The 16745-nt window shown below is 63.0% G+C and carries 17 protein-coding genes; 10 read left to right on the forward strand and 7 right to left on the reverse strand.

Annotated features, from left to right (window positions below; genetic code table 11):
* Positions 1-2 precede the first annotated feature (2 nt).
* Positions 3-1091: a CaiB/BaiF CoA transferase family protein gene (locus F7P65_RS13940; protein WP_150292711.1), complete on the forward strand. Its 1089-nt coding sequence runs from the start codon at positions 3-5 to the stop codon at positions 1089-1091.
* 7 nt (positions 1092-1098) lie between these two features.
* Here the strand turns inward: F7P65_RS13940 and F7P65_RS13945 are convergent, their stop codons facing one another.
* Positions 1099-1941, reverse strand: coding sequence for a GntR family transcriptional regulator (locus F7P65_RS13945; protein WP_275897561.1), 843 nt, complete (start codon positions 1939-1941; stop codon positions 1099-1101).
* On the opposite strand from F7P65_RS13945, the gene F7P65_RS13950 reads away from it, so the two are divergent.
* From F7P65_RS13950 to F7P65_RS13990, 9 genes are read left to right on the forward strand one after another with little or no spacing between them, the layout of a single operon-like run.
* A complete protein-coding gene (locus F7P65_RS13950; protein ID WP_150292715.1) occupies positions 1902-3146 on the forward strand; it encodes an MmgE/PrpD family protein in 1245 nt (414 codons plus the stop codon). The genes F7P65_RS13945 and F7P65_RS13950 overlap by 40 nt on opposite strands.
* On the forward strand, positions 3143-4450 hold the full coding sequence (locus F7P65_RS13955) for an MmgE/PrpD family protein (protein WP_150292717.1): 1308 nt from the start codon (positions 3143-3145) through the stop codon (positions 4448-4450). Before F7P65_RS13950 ends, F7P65_RS13955 begins: the two co-directional genes overlap by 4 nt.
* Positions 4447-5817 (forward strand): phenylacetate--CoA ligase family protein, encoded by a 1371-nt coding sequence (locus F7P65_RS13960; protein ID WP_150292720.1) that lies wholly within the window; start codon positions 4447-4449, stop codon positions 5815-5817. The genes F7P65_RS13955 and F7P65_RS13960 overlap by 4 nt, the downstream gene beginning before the upstream one ends.
* Positions 5814-7130 (forward strand): amidase, encoded by a 1317-nt coding sequence (locus F7P65_RS13965; protein WP_150292722.1) that lies wholly within the window; start codon positions 5814-5816, stop codon positions 7128-7130. The genes F7P65_RS13960 and F7P65_RS13965 overlap by 4 nt, the downstream gene beginning before the upstream one ends.
* Before the next feature lie 20 nt (positions 7131-7150).
* Positions 7151-7456 (forward strand): REDY-like protein HapK, encoded by a 306-nt coding sequence (locus F7P65_RS13970; protein ID WP_150292724.1) that lies wholly within the window; start codon positions 7151-7153, stop codon positions 7454-7456.
* On the forward strand, positions 7456-8289 hold the full coding sequence (locus tag F7P65_RS13975; protein WP_150292726.1) for an SDR family NAD(P)-dependent oxidoreductase: 834 nt from the start codon (positions 7456-7458) through the stop codon (positions 8287-8289). Before F7P65_RS13970 ends, F7P65_RS13975 begins: the two co-directional genes overlap by 1 nt.
* Positions 8289-9155, forward strand: coding sequence for a polysaccharide deacetylase family protein (locus F7P65_RS13980; protein ID WP_150292728.1), 867 nt, complete (start codon positions 8289-8291; stop codon positions 9153-9155). The genes F7P65_RS13975 and F7P65_RS13980 overlap by 1 nt, the downstream gene beginning before the upstream one ends.
* Positions 9152-9916, forward strand: coding sequence for an enoyl-CoA hydratase/isomerase family protein (locus F7P65_RS13985; protein ID WP_150292731.1), 765 nt, complete (start codon positions 9152-9154; stop codon positions 9914-9916). The genes F7P65_RS13980 and F7P65_RS13985 overlap by 4 nt, the downstream gene beginning before the upstream one ends.
* Positions 9913-10818 carry a hypothetical protein gene (locus F7P65_RS13990; RefSeq protein ID WP_150292733.1) on the forward strand — a complete coding sequence of 302 codons (906 nt, stop codon included), beginning with the start codon at positions 9913-9915 and terminating at the stop codon, positions 10816-10818. The genes F7P65_RS13985 and F7P65_RS13990 overlap by 4 nt, the downstream gene beginning before the upstream one ends.
* A gap of 149 nt (positions 10819-10967) precedes the next feature.
* Here the strand turns inward: F7P65_RS13990 and F7P65_RS13995 are convergent, their stop codons facing one another.
* The 6 genes from F7P65_RS13995 to F7P65_RS14020 all read right to left on the reverse strand — a co-directional run bounded on the left by F7P65_RS13995 (position 10968) and on the right by F7P65_RS14020 (position 16729).
* Positions 10968-11942 (reverse strand): quinone oxidoreductase family protein, encoded by a 975-nt coding sequence (locus tag F7P65_RS13995; RefSeq protein WP_150292735.1) that lies wholly within the window; start codon positions 11940-11942, stop codon positions 10968-10970.
* Positions 11943-11957: 15 nt separating this feature from the next.
* Positions 11958-12263 (reverse strand): YciI family protein, encoded by a 306-nt coding sequence (locus F7P65_RS14000; RefSeq protein WP_150292737.1) that lies wholly within the window; start codon positions 12261-12263, stop codon positions 11958-11960.
* Positions 12264-12289: 26 nt separating this feature from the next.
* Positions 12290-12595, reverse strand: coding sequence for a DUF1330 domain-containing protein (locus tag F7P65_RS14005; protein ID WP_150292739.1), 306 nt, complete (start codon positions 12593-12595; stop codon positions 12290-12292).
* A gap of 88 nt (positions 12596-12683) precedes the next feature.
* Positions 12684-15080, reverse strand: coding sequence for a TonB-dependent receptor (locus F7P65_RS14010; RefSeq protein WP_150292741.1), 2397 nt, complete (start codon positions 15078-15080; stop codon positions 12684-12686).
* 324 nt (positions 15081-15404) lie between these two features.
* Positions 15405-16313 carry a DUF1838 family protein gene (locus F7P65_RS14015; protein WP_150292743.1) on the reverse strand — a complete coding sequence of 303 codons (909 nt, stop codon included), beginning with the start codon at positions 16311-16313 and terminating at the stop codon, positions 15405-15407.
* Between the two features lie 41 nt (positions 16314-16354).
* Entirely contained in the window at positions 16355-16729 is a 375-nt protein-coding gene (locus F7P65_RS14020) for a c-type cytochrome (protein WP_162854626.1), read from the reverse strand.
* Positions 16730-16745 lie beyond the last annotated feature (16 nt).

Consider the following 16745-nt stretch of genomic DNA (forward strand, 5'->3'; position numbering starts at 1 on the left):
CCATGGGCAAGCTGTCAGGGATAAAGGTCGTCGACCTGTCGCAGTTCCTGCCAGGGCCGATGCTGTCGGTCATGATGGCGGATCAGGGGGCCGAAGTCGTGAAGGTGGAGCCGCTGAGCGGTGAGCCGGCCCGCGAACAGGCTCCTTTCGAGGCGGGGCAGTCGATCTGGTTTCGCAACCTCAACCGGGGCAAGAAGAGCGTCGCGCTCGACCTCAAGAGCGATGCGGGGCGCGATGCGCTCTGGGCGCTGATCGATGAGGCGGATGTGTTCATCGAAGGCTTCCGGCCGGGCGTCGTCGCTCGGCTGGGCTTCAGCTATGATGTGGTGTCGGCGCGCAATCCGCGCATCGTTTATTGCTCGATCTCGGCCTTTGGGCAGGCCGGGGCGCTGGCCCATCATCCCGCGCACGACATGGCGGTTCAGGCCATGGCAGGATTTCTGTCGGTCAATGACGGTCCTGATGGCATGCCGGTGGTGCCGGGCGCGCCTTCGGCCGACATGGCGGCGGGGTTGACCGGGCTGTCGGCGGTGCTGATGGCGCTCATCGGTCGGGAGAAGAGCGGCCGGGGCGACTATGTGGATGTCGCCATGTTCGATTCCATGCTGCCCTGGTGCGCGCATATCGCAGGCGGCGCAATCGCTGGTGGGGAACCGCCGCGATCGGCCAGCCAGCGGTCGCTGGGCGGCGCGGCCTTCTACAATGTCTATGAGACTGCCGACGGGAAGCATGTCGTGCTTGGCGGGCGTGAACTGAAGTTCGTCGCGAACCTGCTGAACGCGCTGGATCGGCCCGATCTCATTCCGCTCGGGGCGGTGGCTCCGGGTGAGGGGCAGGCCCCGCTGGTCGGTTTCCTGCGGGAGACGTTCCGCACGCGGACGCGCGACCAGTGGGTTGCCTGGTTCGCGGAAAAGGATGTCGCCTTTTCCCCCGTGCTTGATTTTCAAGAGGCTTTTTCGGAGCCTCATATCGCGGAACGCGGGCTTATCGTCGAGGCCGATGGGGCACATCATATCGCGCCGCCCATTCGCTTCGCGGGGGAAAAGCCGTGGGTTCCGACATCGGCGCCGGAGCTTGGCGCCGATGGCTGAACCCTTGTTACTCGACGTCGATATGCATGGTGTAGGCGAAGCGGTCACCGGGATGGTGGCTCGCGGAAATCTCCAGGATGCGGCCTTCGGCATCGAGATAGCAGCGCAGGATGCGAAGGCAGGGGCTGCGACGCGGAACGCCAAGTTCCGTCGCGACCGTGCCGCTGGCAGCGACGGCCTGGATATCCTGCGTCACAGTTGCGATCTTGACACCCGAAAGGCGTTCAAGCTGGCGGAAAAGCGTGTCTTCGTTCGTCCTTATCTCTCGTGCGGCAGCTTCAAGGTCCGGATGAATATAGGCGTCGGTCAGGGCGATCGGCCCGGCCTGACCCTGCCGGGTGCGCAAGCCGCGAAAATGATACCAGCGGCCGCTTATCGGCTCCGCAATATGAGCCGCGAACTTCTTGGGCAGCGATGCCGGTCCCATGGTGGTGAAATGAATTTGGCTGTCGCGCGCATATTGCAGAATTTCGCCGACGTTGGACAGCGGCTGGTGAAGCGCGCCGCCGCGCGCCGAGGCGGGCTTGATTACGGTGCCCGATCCGCGCTTGCGCTGGATCAGGCCTTCGGTCTGCAACGAGCGAAGGGCTTCGCGCACAGTGAAGCGGCTGACGCCGTAGCGCGCACACAATACGCTTTCGGTGGGGAAATGCGCCGGATCGGGATAGTCGCCACGCAAAATTCCCGCGCGCAAATCCTCGGCAAGTTCCTGATAGCGTGGCTTCTTGCCACCATTTTGCGTAACCTTTTGAACTTCCGCCGACAAATTCACACTCCCCTGCCAATTCGTTACGTGTCGGAGTATATCCGATGACTGCGGTAGACCATAGCCTAGTTGAACGCATTGCACAGCATCTCCATCGTCCGATAGAAAAAATTGTCCGGACAAAGTCGAGGCTGCACCTGCTGGATTGGCTGGCTTGTGTTGCAGGAGCAAGACAATCCCAAGTCGCTCGATTGCAGGCAGGGGGCAGAGGTGCTGCGGCCGCCGAGAAGGCTGCGTGGCTGGGCAATGTGTTGGAGATGGACGATGTCCATCGCACGGCGATCCTGCATCCCGGCCCGGCGGTCTGGCCCACGGTGCTCGGCATGGGCGGGGATGCGCTGGACGACGCGCTCGATGCGGGCGTGCGGGGCTATGAGGCCATGATCGGGATCGGCGCGATGCTCGACGGGCGGCATTATGCCTATTGGCACAATACGGCGACGGCGGGCAGCTTTGGCGCTGCTGCCGCTGCAGTATTCCGCCTCGACGCAAGCGAGGCGCAGCTTGTATCGGCGCTGGGGCTGGCGGGATCGGTCACGGGCGGCCTCTGGCAGATGCGGCATGAGCCGGTCATGGCCAAGCAGTGGCATCTGGCCCATGCGATGATGACGGGCACGGCAGCGGCCCGGCACGCGGTTATGGGTATCACCGGGCCGCGCTTCATCCTGGAGGGGCCGCAGGGGCTGTTCGCCGCGACCTGCGACGCGCCAAAGCCGCTGGTGCTGGGCGAGGGCTGGCGGATCGATCAGGTGAGCTTCAAGCCCTGGGGTGCCTGCCGCCATGCGCATCCCGCCATCGACGCGGCGCTGGAACTCAAGGCGATGGGCGCGCTGGAGGGGGCAGTGACGGTCGTCACCTATCGCGATGCGCTCATCTTTTGCGACCGGCCCGATCCGAAAAGCGTGATCGACGCGAAATTCTCGCTGCAACATGCGGTCGCCATCGTCATGGAACGGGGCGTGCCGCAGCTTGCTGACTTCGAACCCGATGCGATTGCCGCGCTGGCCGATGCGCGCAGACAGGTGACGGTGGTGGAGAGCGAGGCGCTGACCCGCGCCTATCCAGCGCATTTCGGGGCCACCCTGTCGAGCGGGAAAGGCAGGATCACGCTGGCCGACGCGCGCGGGGACCCGGAGCGGCCCTTGTCCGAGGCCGGGGTGGTTGAAAAGGCCCGCGCGCTGATGGCATGGGGAGGCGTCGACATCGATGAGGCCAGCGAAATGATCGTGGCCACGCTTGAGGGCGATCGGGTGTCGGACATCATGCGCATATTGGAGGGCTGGCTTTGAGCGCCACGCATCGCATTCTTGATTTTGTTCGTGCCGGGCACCGGCTTCCCCCGGTGGTGCGGGAGGCTGCGCTTCACCTGCTGGGCGATACGCTGGCGACAGGGGCGGCCGGTTCGACCGCGCCGGGCGCCGACAATGTGCTGGTTGCGGCGCGGAGTTGGGGGCACGGGAGCGACGCCCGCCTGATTGCGCGGGGCATGCGCCTGCCCGCCGCGGGCGCGGCCTTTGTCAACGCCTTCCAGATTCATTGTCTTGAATGGGATGCGGTGCATGAGCCCGCCGTGGTCCATGCGCTGTCCACCGTGACCGCTTCCGTCATGGCGGCGATCGATCGGCGCGGCGGATGCGATCCGGACGAAGCGCTGACGGCGCTGGCCATCGGCGTGGACATTGCGAGCGGCCTTGGCCTGTCGGCGGACACGCCGCTGCGCTTTTTCCGGCCCGCAACCGCAGGCTGCATCGGCTCCGCGCTGGCGGTGGCCCGGATCGACGGCGTCGACCGGCTGGAAGATGTGTTGGGTCTTGCCTATTCGCAGTGCGCAGGCACGATGCAGGCGCATGTCGAAGGATCTATTGCCCTGCCGCTCCAGATCGCAGGGGCGGCGCGGGCGGCCATCGCGGCGGTCGATCTGGTCAAGGCGGGGCTGACCGGCCCGCATGACGCGCTCGAGGGCCCCTTCGGCTATTTCCGGCTGTTCGATGAGGGCGATCTGACGCCCTATGCCGATGCGCTGGGTCGGGTCTGGCGGATCGCGGAAGTCAGCATCAAGCCGTTCCCGTCGGGGCGGGCGAGCCATGCGGTGCTCGCGACGCTCGACACGCTGCTGCGCGAGGGGGATGTGGATGCCGGCTCCGTCGTAAAGATCGAGGCGTTCGTGCCGCCCCTTATCCAGCGGTTGGTCGGGCGCCCGTTCCAGGCGGACATGACGCCCGCTTATGCCCGGCTCTGCCTGTCCCTGCTGGTGGCGTTGATGCTGACCGACGGGCGGATCGATCCGCGCCGCTTCACGCCCGTGACCTTTGCCGATCCGGCGATCGCTGCGCTGGCGGGCAGGCTGGTCATCACGCTGGACGGCAATGACGATCCCAATGCCCTGTCGCCGCAGCGGCTGGAGGTGACGCGTAGCGACGGCACGGTGCTGGAACGTGTCATTTCCGCGACGCTGGGCCATCCCGACGCGGCGATGAGCCCCGCGCAGACGCAGGCCAAGCGTAGTCTTGCCCGCGAACTTGCCGCCAGCGAGCCCGATCCGCGCCTGTTTTCCGATCCGCTTTCCTATTTCACACGTCCGGAGCAACCATGACTTTCCCGACCTATTTCGAAGCTTTCGACGCCAAGCAGATGCTTCAGAACTATCCGGTGGGTGACGCCTTTGTCGCGCGCTATACCGGGATGAGCCGTGACGAACTGCACGCGCTCCAGAATGAACGGTTCCTCAAGCTGATGAAGCGCGGCTGGGAAATCCCCTTCTACCAGCGTCTTTGGGGCGCCAAGGGCATAGAAGCGGGCGATATCTGCGGCCTTGAGGACATTGTGAAGCTGCCGGTCTATGACAAGACCGACCTGATGGCCTCTATCGCCGACCATCCGCCCTATGGCGATTTCGCAGGCCTCGGCGGTGCGGATCGTCCGCCGACGATCTTCCACACCACGTCGGGCACCACTGGGCGGCCGCAGGCGCTGCTGTTCGGTCCCAAGGGGCGCGAGATCACCAACCTGCTCGTTGGGCGCATGTATCGCTGGCAGGGGGTAAGCCCCGGCGACGTCGTGCAGTCGGTCTATGGCCATGGCATGATCAATGGCGGCCATTATATCCGTGAGGCGGTGACCCATTTCACCAACTCCATCTTCCTGTCGGCGGGCACCGGCATCGAAACGCGATCGATCAATCAGGTCGGGTTGATGGCGGATTTCAACGTGTCGGTGCTGATGGGCTTCATCGACTATATCCGCAAGCTGGCCGAGGTGGCCGAGGCGGAAGGCCTGCTCGACAAGATCAACATCAAGATGATTTGCGGCCATCTGGGCACGGAAGATCGTTCCAGCGTCGAAAAGGCATGGGGCGGGGCCAAGGCCTATGACTGGTATGGCGTGGGCGACACCGGATCGATCGCGGGCGAAGGTCCGGAACGCGACGGCCTCTATGTTTGGGAGGACGCGCAATATCTGGAACTGCTGGATGTCGACACGGGTACGGCCGTGGGTGCGGGCGAAACCGGCGACATGGTCGTGACCTGCCTGTTCAAGGACGATATCGCGCCCTGCATCCGTTTCAACACGCATGACATCACCCATGAACTGACCGGCGCCAACCAGACGGGCATCGCCTTCAAGCGGATCGCCGGTTTCAAGGGACGCAGCGACAATATGGTGAAGCTGCGCGGCATCAACGTCTTCCCCCATGCCATCGGTTCGCTGATCGAAAACCGCCCTGACCTGACGGGCGAGTTCGTCTGCCATGTCTCGCGCGACGGGGCGGGCCGTGACGACATGCGGGTCACGCTCGAAAGCCGTGGCAGCACGGATGAAGGCCAGCTTGCAGGGCTGCTGCGTCAGGGGCTGGGCGTGGAGGTGTCGGTGAAGCTGGTGGGTCCCGGCGATACGGCGACCCTGACGCAGATCGACGTCCGGCAGAAGCCGATCCGTCTGATCGATGAGCGCAAGTCGTGACGCCATTGCATCGTCTCGACATAGCCGGGCTGCATGCGGCCTATGCGGCGGGCGAAACCACCCCCGCCAAGGTCGTCGACCATTATCTCGCCCGCATCGCCGCCCATGACGGTGCGATCCGATCCTATGTCGAGGTCGACCGCGCGGGCGCCGTGGTGGCGGCCGGGGAAAGCGGTAAGCGGATTGCGGAAGGCCGTGCCCGCGTGCTGGAGGGTGTGCCGGTTGGGGTGAAGGCCAACATCGCGGTCAGGGGGCTGGAGTGGAATGCCGGAATGGCGGCGCGGCGCGGCATCATCGCTGCCGAAGATGCGGAGGCTGTGGCGCGGCTGCGGACGGCCGGGGCGATCATCCTCGGCACGCTTAACATGCATGAAGCGGCGCTGGGCGCGACGACCGACAATCCCTGGTTCGGCCAGACCATCAATCCCCACCGAGAAGGCTATACGCCGGGCGGTTCTTCGGGCGGCAGCGGCGCTGCGGTGTCGGCGGGGCTGTGCGTCGCGTCGCTGGGCACCGATACGCTGGGTTCGGTGCGCATTCCGGCCGCCTATAATGGTGTCTACGGGATCAAGCCGACGCCGGGCGCAATCTCCGACAAGGGACTTGTTCCCTTGAGCGAACGGCTGGACAGCATCGGTCCGATCGCCCGGTCGATCGACGATCTGGCAGCGGTGCTGGCGGTGCTGAACGGCGCCGTCGATGCCGGGACCACGCCCAAGCGTCTCGTGCTGCTCGACAATTTCGATGACCTTGCTTGCGAGGCGGACGTTGTCGCCGCTTATGAGCGTGCGGTGGCGCTGGTTGACAACCTGCCCCGACGGTCGCTCAAGCTGGCGGATAGCGCTACGGACGTGCGCTTTGCGGGCTTTGTCTTCGCGGCTCGCGAACTCATCACGCATCTTGGCGCGACGCGGACGGAGGCTGCCGATCAGCTGTCGGATGAGTTGCGCTTCATGCTCGATTATGCCGAAGGCCGGTCTGACGAGGATGTGGCCCGCGCCCAGCAAATCCTTGCCCGCACGCGGGTGGCGGTGCGCGACGCCGTTGGCGAGGATGGCATATTGCTGATGCCGACGGCTCCGCAGACGGCCTTCCGCCACAGCGCTCGTCCCCCCGCAACCCAGTCGGCCTTCACTGGCCTTGCCAATATTTCCGGCCTGCCCGCGATCAGCATTCCGGTGGGGCTGGATGCTGAGGGCATGCCCGTGGCGGTGCAGCTGGTTGGCCCACCCCATAGCGAGGCGGCGCTGATCGCTTTTGCCCGCAGGCTCGACGCCGGTCTTGTCGGTTTCGTGCCGTCCCCCCTGATCTGATCAATAAGAAGGAGAGCCCCATGCGCATCATCGTGCTGTTCAACCTGAAGCCGGACGCCGATCCCACCGCCTATGAAAACTGGGCACGGACGGTCGACATTCCGGGCGTCAACGCGCTTTCCTCCGTCGAGGATTTCCAGGTGCACCGGGCAACCGGCGTGCTGGGCAGCGATGCGCCGTCGCCCTACGCTTATTTCGAGGTGATCGATATCACCGACATGGCGGCCTTCGGCGTCGATGCGTCGAGCGAGGCCGTGCAGAAGGTCGCCGCCCAGTTCCAACAGTTCGCGGACAATCCGCAGTTCATCCTGACCGAGACGCTGTGATGCGCCGTTTCGAAGGGAAAACCATCGTCGTCACCGGCTCGGGCCGTGACAAGGGGCTGGGGCAGGCTATCCTGCAACGCTTCGCGGATGAGGGCGCGAACTGCGTCGTTTCCGACCTCGGCAAGCCGGCCGAGCATATGGGCGCCAGCGACATCGGCACCACTGACGAGATGGAAGCGGTGGCCGAGGAACTGCGCCAGCGCGGCGCGAAGGTCGCGGTCATCCCCTGCGATGTGCGGTCGGAGGACAGCTGCGCGGCACTGGCGGCAAAGACCGTCGAGGCGTTCGGATCGCTCGACATCTGGGTCAATAATGCGGGCATCGGCTATATCATGAAGCCGCTGCTGGAAACGACCGCCAGCGAGTGGGAGGCGGTGATCGGCGTCAACTTGTCGGGCGCCTTCTACGGCACCAAGGCGGCGGCGAAGGCCATGATCGCGGGCGGCAAGGGTGGCCGGATCATCAACATCGCCAGCCAGGCCGCAAAGTCGGGCTTCCCGCACATGGCGCCCTATACCAGTTCGAAACATGGCATGGTCGGGCTGACCCGCTCCAACGCCATCGAGCTTGGCCAGTACGACATCACCGTGAACGCGGTGTGCCCCAATCATGTCACGACGGGCCTTGGCGCGCGGCAGAATGAGTATTTCTCGAAGCTGCTCGGCTTCGACAGTGTCGAGGCCTATGTCGAGAATATGCACCGCAAGAACCCGATGGGTCGCCCCGGCAAGGGCAGCGATACCGCCGGGGCCTGTGCATGGCTGGCTTCCGACGACGCGGTTTATGTGACCGGCGAGGCGCTGAACGTCTCGGGCGGTGAGGAGATGCATTGATGATGGAAGAACGTATCGACTGGCCGAATGAGGCGAAGCTGGCGCTGTCGGTGGTCGTGAATGTCGAGGAAGGGTCGGAAATGACCGTGGCGCGCGGCGACCGCGGCATGGAGCCGGTCGATGAACTGGGGATCCACATCAAGTCGGCCATCCGCAACTATGGCAATGAATCCAACTATCGCTACGGCATCAAGGCAGGCGCGCCGCGCATCGTGAAGCTGCTGCGCGACTATGGCATCAAGGCAAGCTGGACGGTCGCGGCCCTGAGCCTCGAAAATCATCCGGAAATCGCGCAGGCCATCGCAGAACTCGGGCATGAGCCGGTCAGCCATGGCTGGCGCTGGGTGCACCAGTTCAAGATGAATGAGGAGCAGGAGCGCGAATTTATCCGGAAGGCGGTCGCCTCCATCGAAAAGACCGTCGGCGTCCGTCCCTATGGCTGGCTCAGCCGCTATTTCCATACCGACAATACGCGGCGCCTGCTGATCGAGGAGGGCTTCGCCTATCATATGGACGATTATTCGGGCGACGTGCCTTTCTGGGACCGGGACACCGTGCCCGGCAAGCCCATCGCCATCGTCCCCTATCAGCTCGATTCCAACGATATGAAGATGTGGACCGATCCGGCGATGACGCCGACGCAGTGGCTGGAATATGCGAAGAACTGCTTCGACCAGTTGTATCGCGAGGGGGAGGCGGGCAATCCCAAGATGATGTCGCTGGGCCTGCATCTGCGCATCATCGGCCGTCCGGGCCGCATCTGGGCGCTGGAGGAGTTCTTCCGCCATGTGACCGCGAAGAAGGATGTGTGGATCACCACCCGCCATGCCATCGCCCAGCATCTGGCGAAGGTCGATCCGGCATGAGCGTTCGACTCGAAAAACAGGGCGCTGTCGCGCATCTGCTGATCGACCGGGCGGAAAAGCGCAACGCCTTCGCCCAGACGATGTGGGAGCAGTTCCCCATTTTGCTGGGTGAGGTGATGGCGGATGACACGATCAAGGTCGTGCTCCTCCGCTCGGCGGTTGGGGGCATCTTCTGCGCGGGTGCGGACATCGCGGAATTTGGCGCGGGCGCGCTTGATCCCGAATGGCGGGCGAAGAACCAGGACGCGATCAGCCGCGCCCAATATGAGCTGGCGCGGGCGGAAAAGCCGGTTATCGCCGTGATCGACGGCGATTGCGTCGGCGGTGGCTGCGGCCTTGCCATTGCCTGCGACCTGCGTGTCGCGTCGCCACGAGCGCGTTTCGGCATCACGCCTGCCAAGCTCGGCCTCGTCTATTCGTTGCACGATACAAAGCTGCTGGTGGATCTGGTCGGGCCTGCACAGGCCAAGCGCATCCTCTTCACCGCGCAACTGCTGCCCGCCGAGGAAGCGCAGCGCATCGGCCTGATCGAGATGCTGGAAGAAGATCCGGTCGCCGCTGCAACGGCGCTGGCGGGCACCATCGCCACTGTCTCATCGCACAGCGTCCGCAACAGCAAGAAGATCATCCGCAGCATTCTGGACGGTCAGGCAGAGGATGATGCCGGGACGCAGGCGCTGTTCGCTTCGGCCTTTACCGGCGCGGACTTCAAGGAGGGGGTGTCGGCCTTCCTCGAAAAGCGCAAGGCTGTGTTTCGGTGAGTGGGGGCCTGCAACATGGCCGGATCGTGGGCGGGGTCATCTCTACCCCTGACCTCGATGCGGCGATGGCGGACTATCATGGCTGTCTGGGGCTGACGGTGGTTGAGCAGGGCTTGCTGGATGGCGATCTCGCGGTGAGCTGGGGATGCCCGAAAAGCGCCGGTGCGCGTTTTGCGATGCTTCAGCCCGCAAGCGGCGCGCCTTGCTTCATCCGGTTGGTGGAGGCCGTGCTGCCCCCGGATTTCACGCCCACGCGCACCTATGGCTGGGCCGCGTATGAGCTGACCGTGCAGCATGTGTTCGGCTGGCCCGACCGGCTACAGGGCAGCGGTTTCGACATTGTTGGTCCGCCCAAGGCTCTGGAAGGCCTGCCCTATTTCGTCCCCATGCAGGTGACGGGGCGTGGGCGGGAGATGATCTATCTCAACGAGGTGGCGGACAACACGCCGACCTCCGACCTGCCCAGGGCGCAATCGCCGGTGGATCATATCTTCATCGTGATCCTTGCGACCCCGGATCGCGAGGCGAGCCTTGACTGGTTCGAAAAGACGCTGAAGCTGGATATATCTTCCAGCTATACGCTGGCCTATTCGATGATCAATAATGTCTTCGGGCTGGGCAGCGATTACCGCACCACGATCACCATGGTCCAGAAGGGGCGGTTGCCCATTGTCGAGGTGGATGATTATCCGCCGCAGGCTACCGTGCGGCAGGGCGATCCCGAAATGCTGCCGCCCGGCAATGCGATGATCACGCTGGCGGTGGATGATCTCGATGCGCTGGATGCGGACTTCATCGCGCCGCCGGTGAGGCGGGAAGGGGTTTTCTATAGCGGGCGGCGTGCCGCCACGGTGCGCGGTCTGGCCGGGGAACTGATCGAGCTGATCGAAATCGGACGCTGAACGGATGGACGATGGGCCGGGCGCCCTGGAACAGGCGCCCGGCCCCTTTTGTGTTTTAGAGCGGTTGATCTGATTGGATCAGATCGACCTAGTTTATTGTTTTACCGTGATTTCAAGTAGCAATCGATTTCGATTGCTTGAAAATCGCTCTAGGGAAGCAGGAGCGTCGAACCTGTCGTCTTGCGCCCTTCCAGATCGATATGAGCCTGAGCGACCTCTTCCAGCCGGTAGCGCTGGCCGATGGTGATCTTCACCTTGCCCGATCGCAGCATGTCCCAGAGCCGGGCTATACCCGCCGCCCGCTCCGCCGGATCGGCATAATAATGGTAGAGCATGGGCCGCGAATTATAGAGCGAGCCCTTCATCGCCAGCACGCCCAGATTGACTCCGCCCACCGGAGCGTCGGCATTGCCATAGTTCACGATCAGGCCGCGAATGCCGCAGCTGTCGAGCGAGGATTCCCAGGTTGACATGCCTACGCCGTCGAAAACGACGCGTACGCCCTTGCCGCCGGTCAGTTTGCGGACGCGGCTGGCGGTGTCCTCGCTCTGGTAGAAGATGATATGGTCGGCCCCGGCGGCGCGGGCTTGCGCGGCCTTTTCCTCGGTGCTGACGGTGCCGATCACCGTCGCGCCGATCGCCTTCAGCCACTGGACCAGGATCAGCCCGACGCCACCGGCGGCTGCATGGACCAGGACGGGCCAGCCCGCCTCTACCCTGGCGCAGCGTTCGACCAGAAATTCGGCAGTGCAGCCCTTCAGCAACGCCGCTGCCGCGCTATCATCGTCGATATCGTCGGGGATGTGGAACAGCGAGGCAGCGGCGATATTGCGATGGGTGGCGTAGGCGCCGCGTTCCGGGCCGAAATAGCCGACGCGCTGGCCGGGCTGGAAATCAGTGACGCCTTCGCCGGTCGCTTCGACCATGCCGACGCCCTCGACGCCCAGTTCGGCAGGCAGCGCCACCGGATAGATGCCCCGCCGATGATAGGTGTCGATGAAGTTCAGGCCCAGCGCCGTATGCCGGACGCGGACTTCGCCTGCACCGGGGGCGGGCAGGTCGACATCGTGAAAGGCGATGACTTCCGGCCCGCCATTGGCCTCTATCCTTGCGACGCGCGCCATGATCTGTCCCTCGCCTTACCAGGTCTTGCCGCCGACCCAGTCGCCGGCTGCCGCACCGAAGGCGCGGATTTCGATGTCGGACCAGATATCCGCCTTGTAATAGGGATCGGATTCCAGCAGCGCTCGGGCCTCGGCCTCGCTTTCGGCCTTCACCACCAGCAGCGAGCCGGTGAAATTGCCCTGCTCGTCGCGGAGCGGCCCGGCGACGGCCAGCCGGTCCAGACCTGCCTCCACATGGGCGAGATGTTCTTTCAGCTTTTCCATGCGGATGGCGGTGGCGCCGGGCTTGTCGCGCGTGATGATGGCATAGAATTTGGACATGGTCGTTCCCTCTATCAATAATCGGATTAGCCGGCGATCGCCGGCGCTTCAATCAGCAGGACCTGGCATTCGGCCACGCCCTGCCGCAGCGTCCGGGCCGCGCCATATTCGGGCGAGTTCCAGAATGCGAGCGCCGCTTCCCGGCTGGCCCATTCGGAAATGACGACCGATCCGCCGTCGCCGAAATTCCCTTCCAGCAACTGGACGCCCGGCGCGCGCATTAGATATTTTCCGCCAAAGGCTTCGACCAGCGACGCGGCCTTGGCGCCATAGCCGGCCAGAAAGGCCTCGCGGTCGGAAATGGTGGCCGTGACGATCATATAGGCTGGCATCGAAAAAGCTCCGGGCTGGAAAATGAAAAAGGGGGCAGGACGGTTTTGCGCCGCGCCTGCCCCGGATTTTTCAATGGTTAGTCATGCTTCAGAAGGACTTGCTGACCGTCAGGCCATATTCCGGCTTGCGGGCCGGGGTAATGGCGAAGGCGCGGGCATAGTCGCCGGTCGGCGTGCGCGCCGCGGCGAAGTCCAGATAGCGCAGGATGCCGACAGGCGTCTCGTCGCCGAGCACATTCTTGCCATAGACGCTGATCCGCAGGCCATGGCTGTCATGCAGGCCGAACTGCACGTTGAGCTGCGTCGAATCGCCGCTCTCCGCATGGTTGAGCACCTGGTCGAAATAGCTGCTGCGATAGATGACGTCCGCGCCGGAGAAGACCGTCCAGTTGTCGTCGACGGGGTGCTGGAAGCGCAGCCCAACCGTGCCGCTATGCTTGGAAACGAGCGGCGGGCGGTTGCCGGCGATGGATGCCGCGTCGCGGCAGCCGGGCAGGTCGAGGTTCACGGTCGAGCCAGTCTTGCACGGACGGCCGAGCAGTTCGAGCGCCTTTTCCGCCTCCACGCCCTTGCGGATTTCGGCGTCGAGGAAGGTGTAGTTGAATTGCAGCTTCAGTATGTGGCCGACCAGCGGGAGCTGACCTTCCAGTTCCACACCACGGATGCGGGTACGCCCAATATTGGCACTGTAGGAGTCGACGACATTGTTGGCGATATAGGTGTTTGTCAGAACCTGATTCTTATAATCCTGCCAGAAGGCGGAGATGTTCAGATAATCGAATCCGAACTTCGACGTCTTCATGCCGATTTCATAGTTGGTCAGCTTCTCTTCCTTGAAAACCGGATCGGGCGCGCTGATCTTGTTGAAGCCGCCCGGCGAATTGCCCTGCGAGAACTGGGCGTAGAAGGACAGGTCGCGTTCAGGCTTCCAGTTGATGGTGACGCGCGGCAATGTGGCCTTGAACGTCGCCTTGCGGGTCGCCGCCGTGCCAACGATCTGATTAGGATTGGGCAGGACGACCGTTGCCAGATAGGCGGCGCTGAACACGTCGCCGACGCGGTAGGTCGGGGTATCGCTGCGCACCTTGTCGATCTGGTGACGCAGTTCCGCGCCGATCGTCACCGTGGGGGTGACGTCGAAGTCGACGCCGCCGAAGAAGGCGAGGTTACGCACGCGCTTCGTGTCGTTGAGGAGTTCGGGGCCGACTTCGTTCAGCTCCAGATATTTCGGCAGGTCGCGCTGCTTGTCGACGCTGTGGAATGCGCCCACGCGCCAGCGGAAACGATCGGTCGCCGGCGATGACAGGCGGAATTCATAGGTCTGCGTCTTGCGGTGCGTTCCCGTGGTGGTTTCGAAGCTCGATTTGCTGCAATCCTGATTGGGTAGCGCATAATAGGAGCGGCCGCACAGCGACTGGGGCAGGAAGTAGAAACCGCGCACATCATAGGTCTGATCGAGGCCGGTCACTTCTTTCAGGTCGCTGTAGCCGGCCTGGAACGATGCTTCATAGCCCGAACCGGCAATGTCCCAGGAAATGTCGCCGATGAAGCGGTCGGCATTGCGGTATAGGCCGGGACGCAGCAGGCGGTTGGTGTTCGCGGCGAAATGCCTCATCGTCGGCACGACGCCGCAATAATAGGGGCGTGTGGACAGGAAGCAGTTGTTCGCGCTTGCCGGCTGGAGCCCGATCGCGAAATGGCCGTCATCGTCGGTCTGGTGCAGCCAACGCACGGACGCGCTGATATTTTCCGTCGGGTTGAAGAACAGGCCGGCGGTATACTGCCTGCTGCTCTGGTCGCCCAGCCGTTCGCCCGGAACGGCATCATTGTGCCACTGGCCATCGACATCGAACAGCTTGAAGCCGGCCTGGAAGCCGATGCCTTCCATGATCGGGCCGGACAACGAGGCGCTCAGTTCTCTGCGGTCGAAATTGCCGAGCGTGCCGACGACGCGGCCTTCGAAATCCTTACCCGGCCGTTTGAGAACTACGTTGATCGCACCGCTGAGTGTTCCACGACCGAATACGGCGGATTGTGGGCCCTTGATGACTTCGACTCGATCGATATTCGCGAGGTCGAGCGATGAGAAGTCACCGAAATAGGGCGCGCCATCCAGGAAGATGCCGACCTTGCCATCGCTGAACAGGATGTTGGAAGCGCCGCGCATGACCGGACGGTCGCCGCCACGGCCGAAAGATTGCTGAATCTGGAAACCAGGCGTGAAGGCGGCGAGATCCGTGATATTCTGCGCCATCTTGTCCTGGATCAGGGCGCTATTGAACGCATTGACCGCGATGGGCACTTCAAGCAGCGTTTCCGCCCGTTTGCGCGCGGTGACGACGATGGCGTTCTGTGAATCCGTGCTGGCGTTGGCCGCGGGATCGTTGGCCGCATCTTGTGCGGAGGCCGGCATCTCGGCCGAAGCGAGCATGGCGGTAGAGATAATGAGCGCGATCTTGCGCGCCGAAAATGCTGATTTTTTCATTTCCGAAAATACTCCCCCTCAGTAGAGCGGCGCTTTGCCGACATCTGTAATGCAGCATTGCGGTCATGCATAAAGTTGTCCAGACAAATTTTTCAAATTTGTCTGGATATTTGATGGCGTCCATACGGATTTTTGCGGAGTGTTGCGGAAAAGCGCTATGATTTCATATTTTGATTTGGCGCCAATAATGGCTGAGGCGTCGCCCTTTTTGGCAAGGCGCGCCCGAAGGAACCTGAGAGGATTTGCGGCGGTCGCTATTATATGATTTTGGCTACAAATGCTGCCGAACCATAAGCGCTATGCCCCTCCCATTCCGATGTGCCCTTAACTTCCCGGATGGGCCGTCGGCGGCTGGCGCCGGTGGCGTTCGTCCACCCATTTCTTGAAGGCGGTCCATGTGGTTTCATTGGGCCGCGCGTCGTCCGTGGGCGGCGCCTTGGCATAGATGGGATAGTTTGCGGCGATTTCGTCCTTCAACTGTTTCGGCAAGGCATCGAAATTGTCCAGCTTCGTTCCGACGGCGTTGAAGACCAGGTGTCCCTGCCGTCCGCGCATCTTCATCCACGGCATCCAGTCGGAAATACGCACCCAGGATATCGAAGGATGGGCGGTCGGCTTCTTCGTGTCGAGAATTTCGTTCGCGGGGGCGATGAAGTCGAAAATCTCCATCGCATGATATTTGCCGCCAACATAATCCTGATAATTGCCCGCAAGGACATTATGATAGAAGAGCGGCACTTCCAGCGGCATGGCCAGCCACGGACCCATGCGTTTATAGCCGAGGTGGAAGGGTTTGCCGTCGGCGGCATAGGGGAAGGCGGTGGGCACGTTCACCGGATCATTGGCGACCTGCATCACCTCTACCGTCTCTCCAGTCCACGGATTGGTCCAGTTGCGGATCACTTCGCCTGATTTGGGATCGGTGAACAGCATGATCTCACGGCTGACCTGGCGATATCCCTTGCCCCGCTTCGGGTCCGTGACGGTCACGCACTGGCGGATGTTCATGCCCTCGCCGGTGAAGAGCAGGCGGTCCGATTCGCCCTCGACCCGCGAGAAGATCTTGCCCGACCATTGGTAGATCGCCGGTGTACCGTCCTTCGCGCCGCATTGCGCGCGTTTCATGATTTCGACGGCGTCTTCGGGCTTGTCCGGATCAAGCGCCCTTGCAAAGGCAGGTGTCGCGGCGAGAATGGCGAGCGCACTGAAACCAAGCAAAAGGCTTTTGTTCATCCCATTATTCCCTTTGAATCTGGACAATGATGCCGTGACGCTTATTTGCTGTCTTCGTTCTGTAGATAGTCGATGATCGCCTTTCTCTTCGCGGCATCCTGCACCCCGGCGAAATTCATGCGGGTGCCCGGAACGAGGGCAGCCGGCCCGGCAATGTAAGCGTCGAGCTTTTCAGTTGTCCAGACAATTCCGCTGTTCTTCATGGCATTGGAATATTTGAAATCGGGCTGGCTTGCCGCCGCCTTGCCGATGATGCCGTTCAGGTTGGGCGCGGACAGGCCCGGTGCGCCCTTCTTGAAGCTGTGACAGGTTTTGCACTGGGCGACAGGATTGGCCGGCTGAGCGGCCTTTTGTCCGCCGCAGGCGGTCAGCGTCAGGCTGGAAAGCGCGAGCGCGGCGGAATCGATAAACTTCATGATGGTCATTTCCTTG

It is taken from the genome of Sphingobium estronivorans (assembly GCF_008692605.1).
Classification (GTDB): Bacteria; Pseudomonadota; Alphaproteobacteria; order Sphingomonadales; family Sphingomonadaceae; genus Sphingobium; species Sphingobium estronivorans.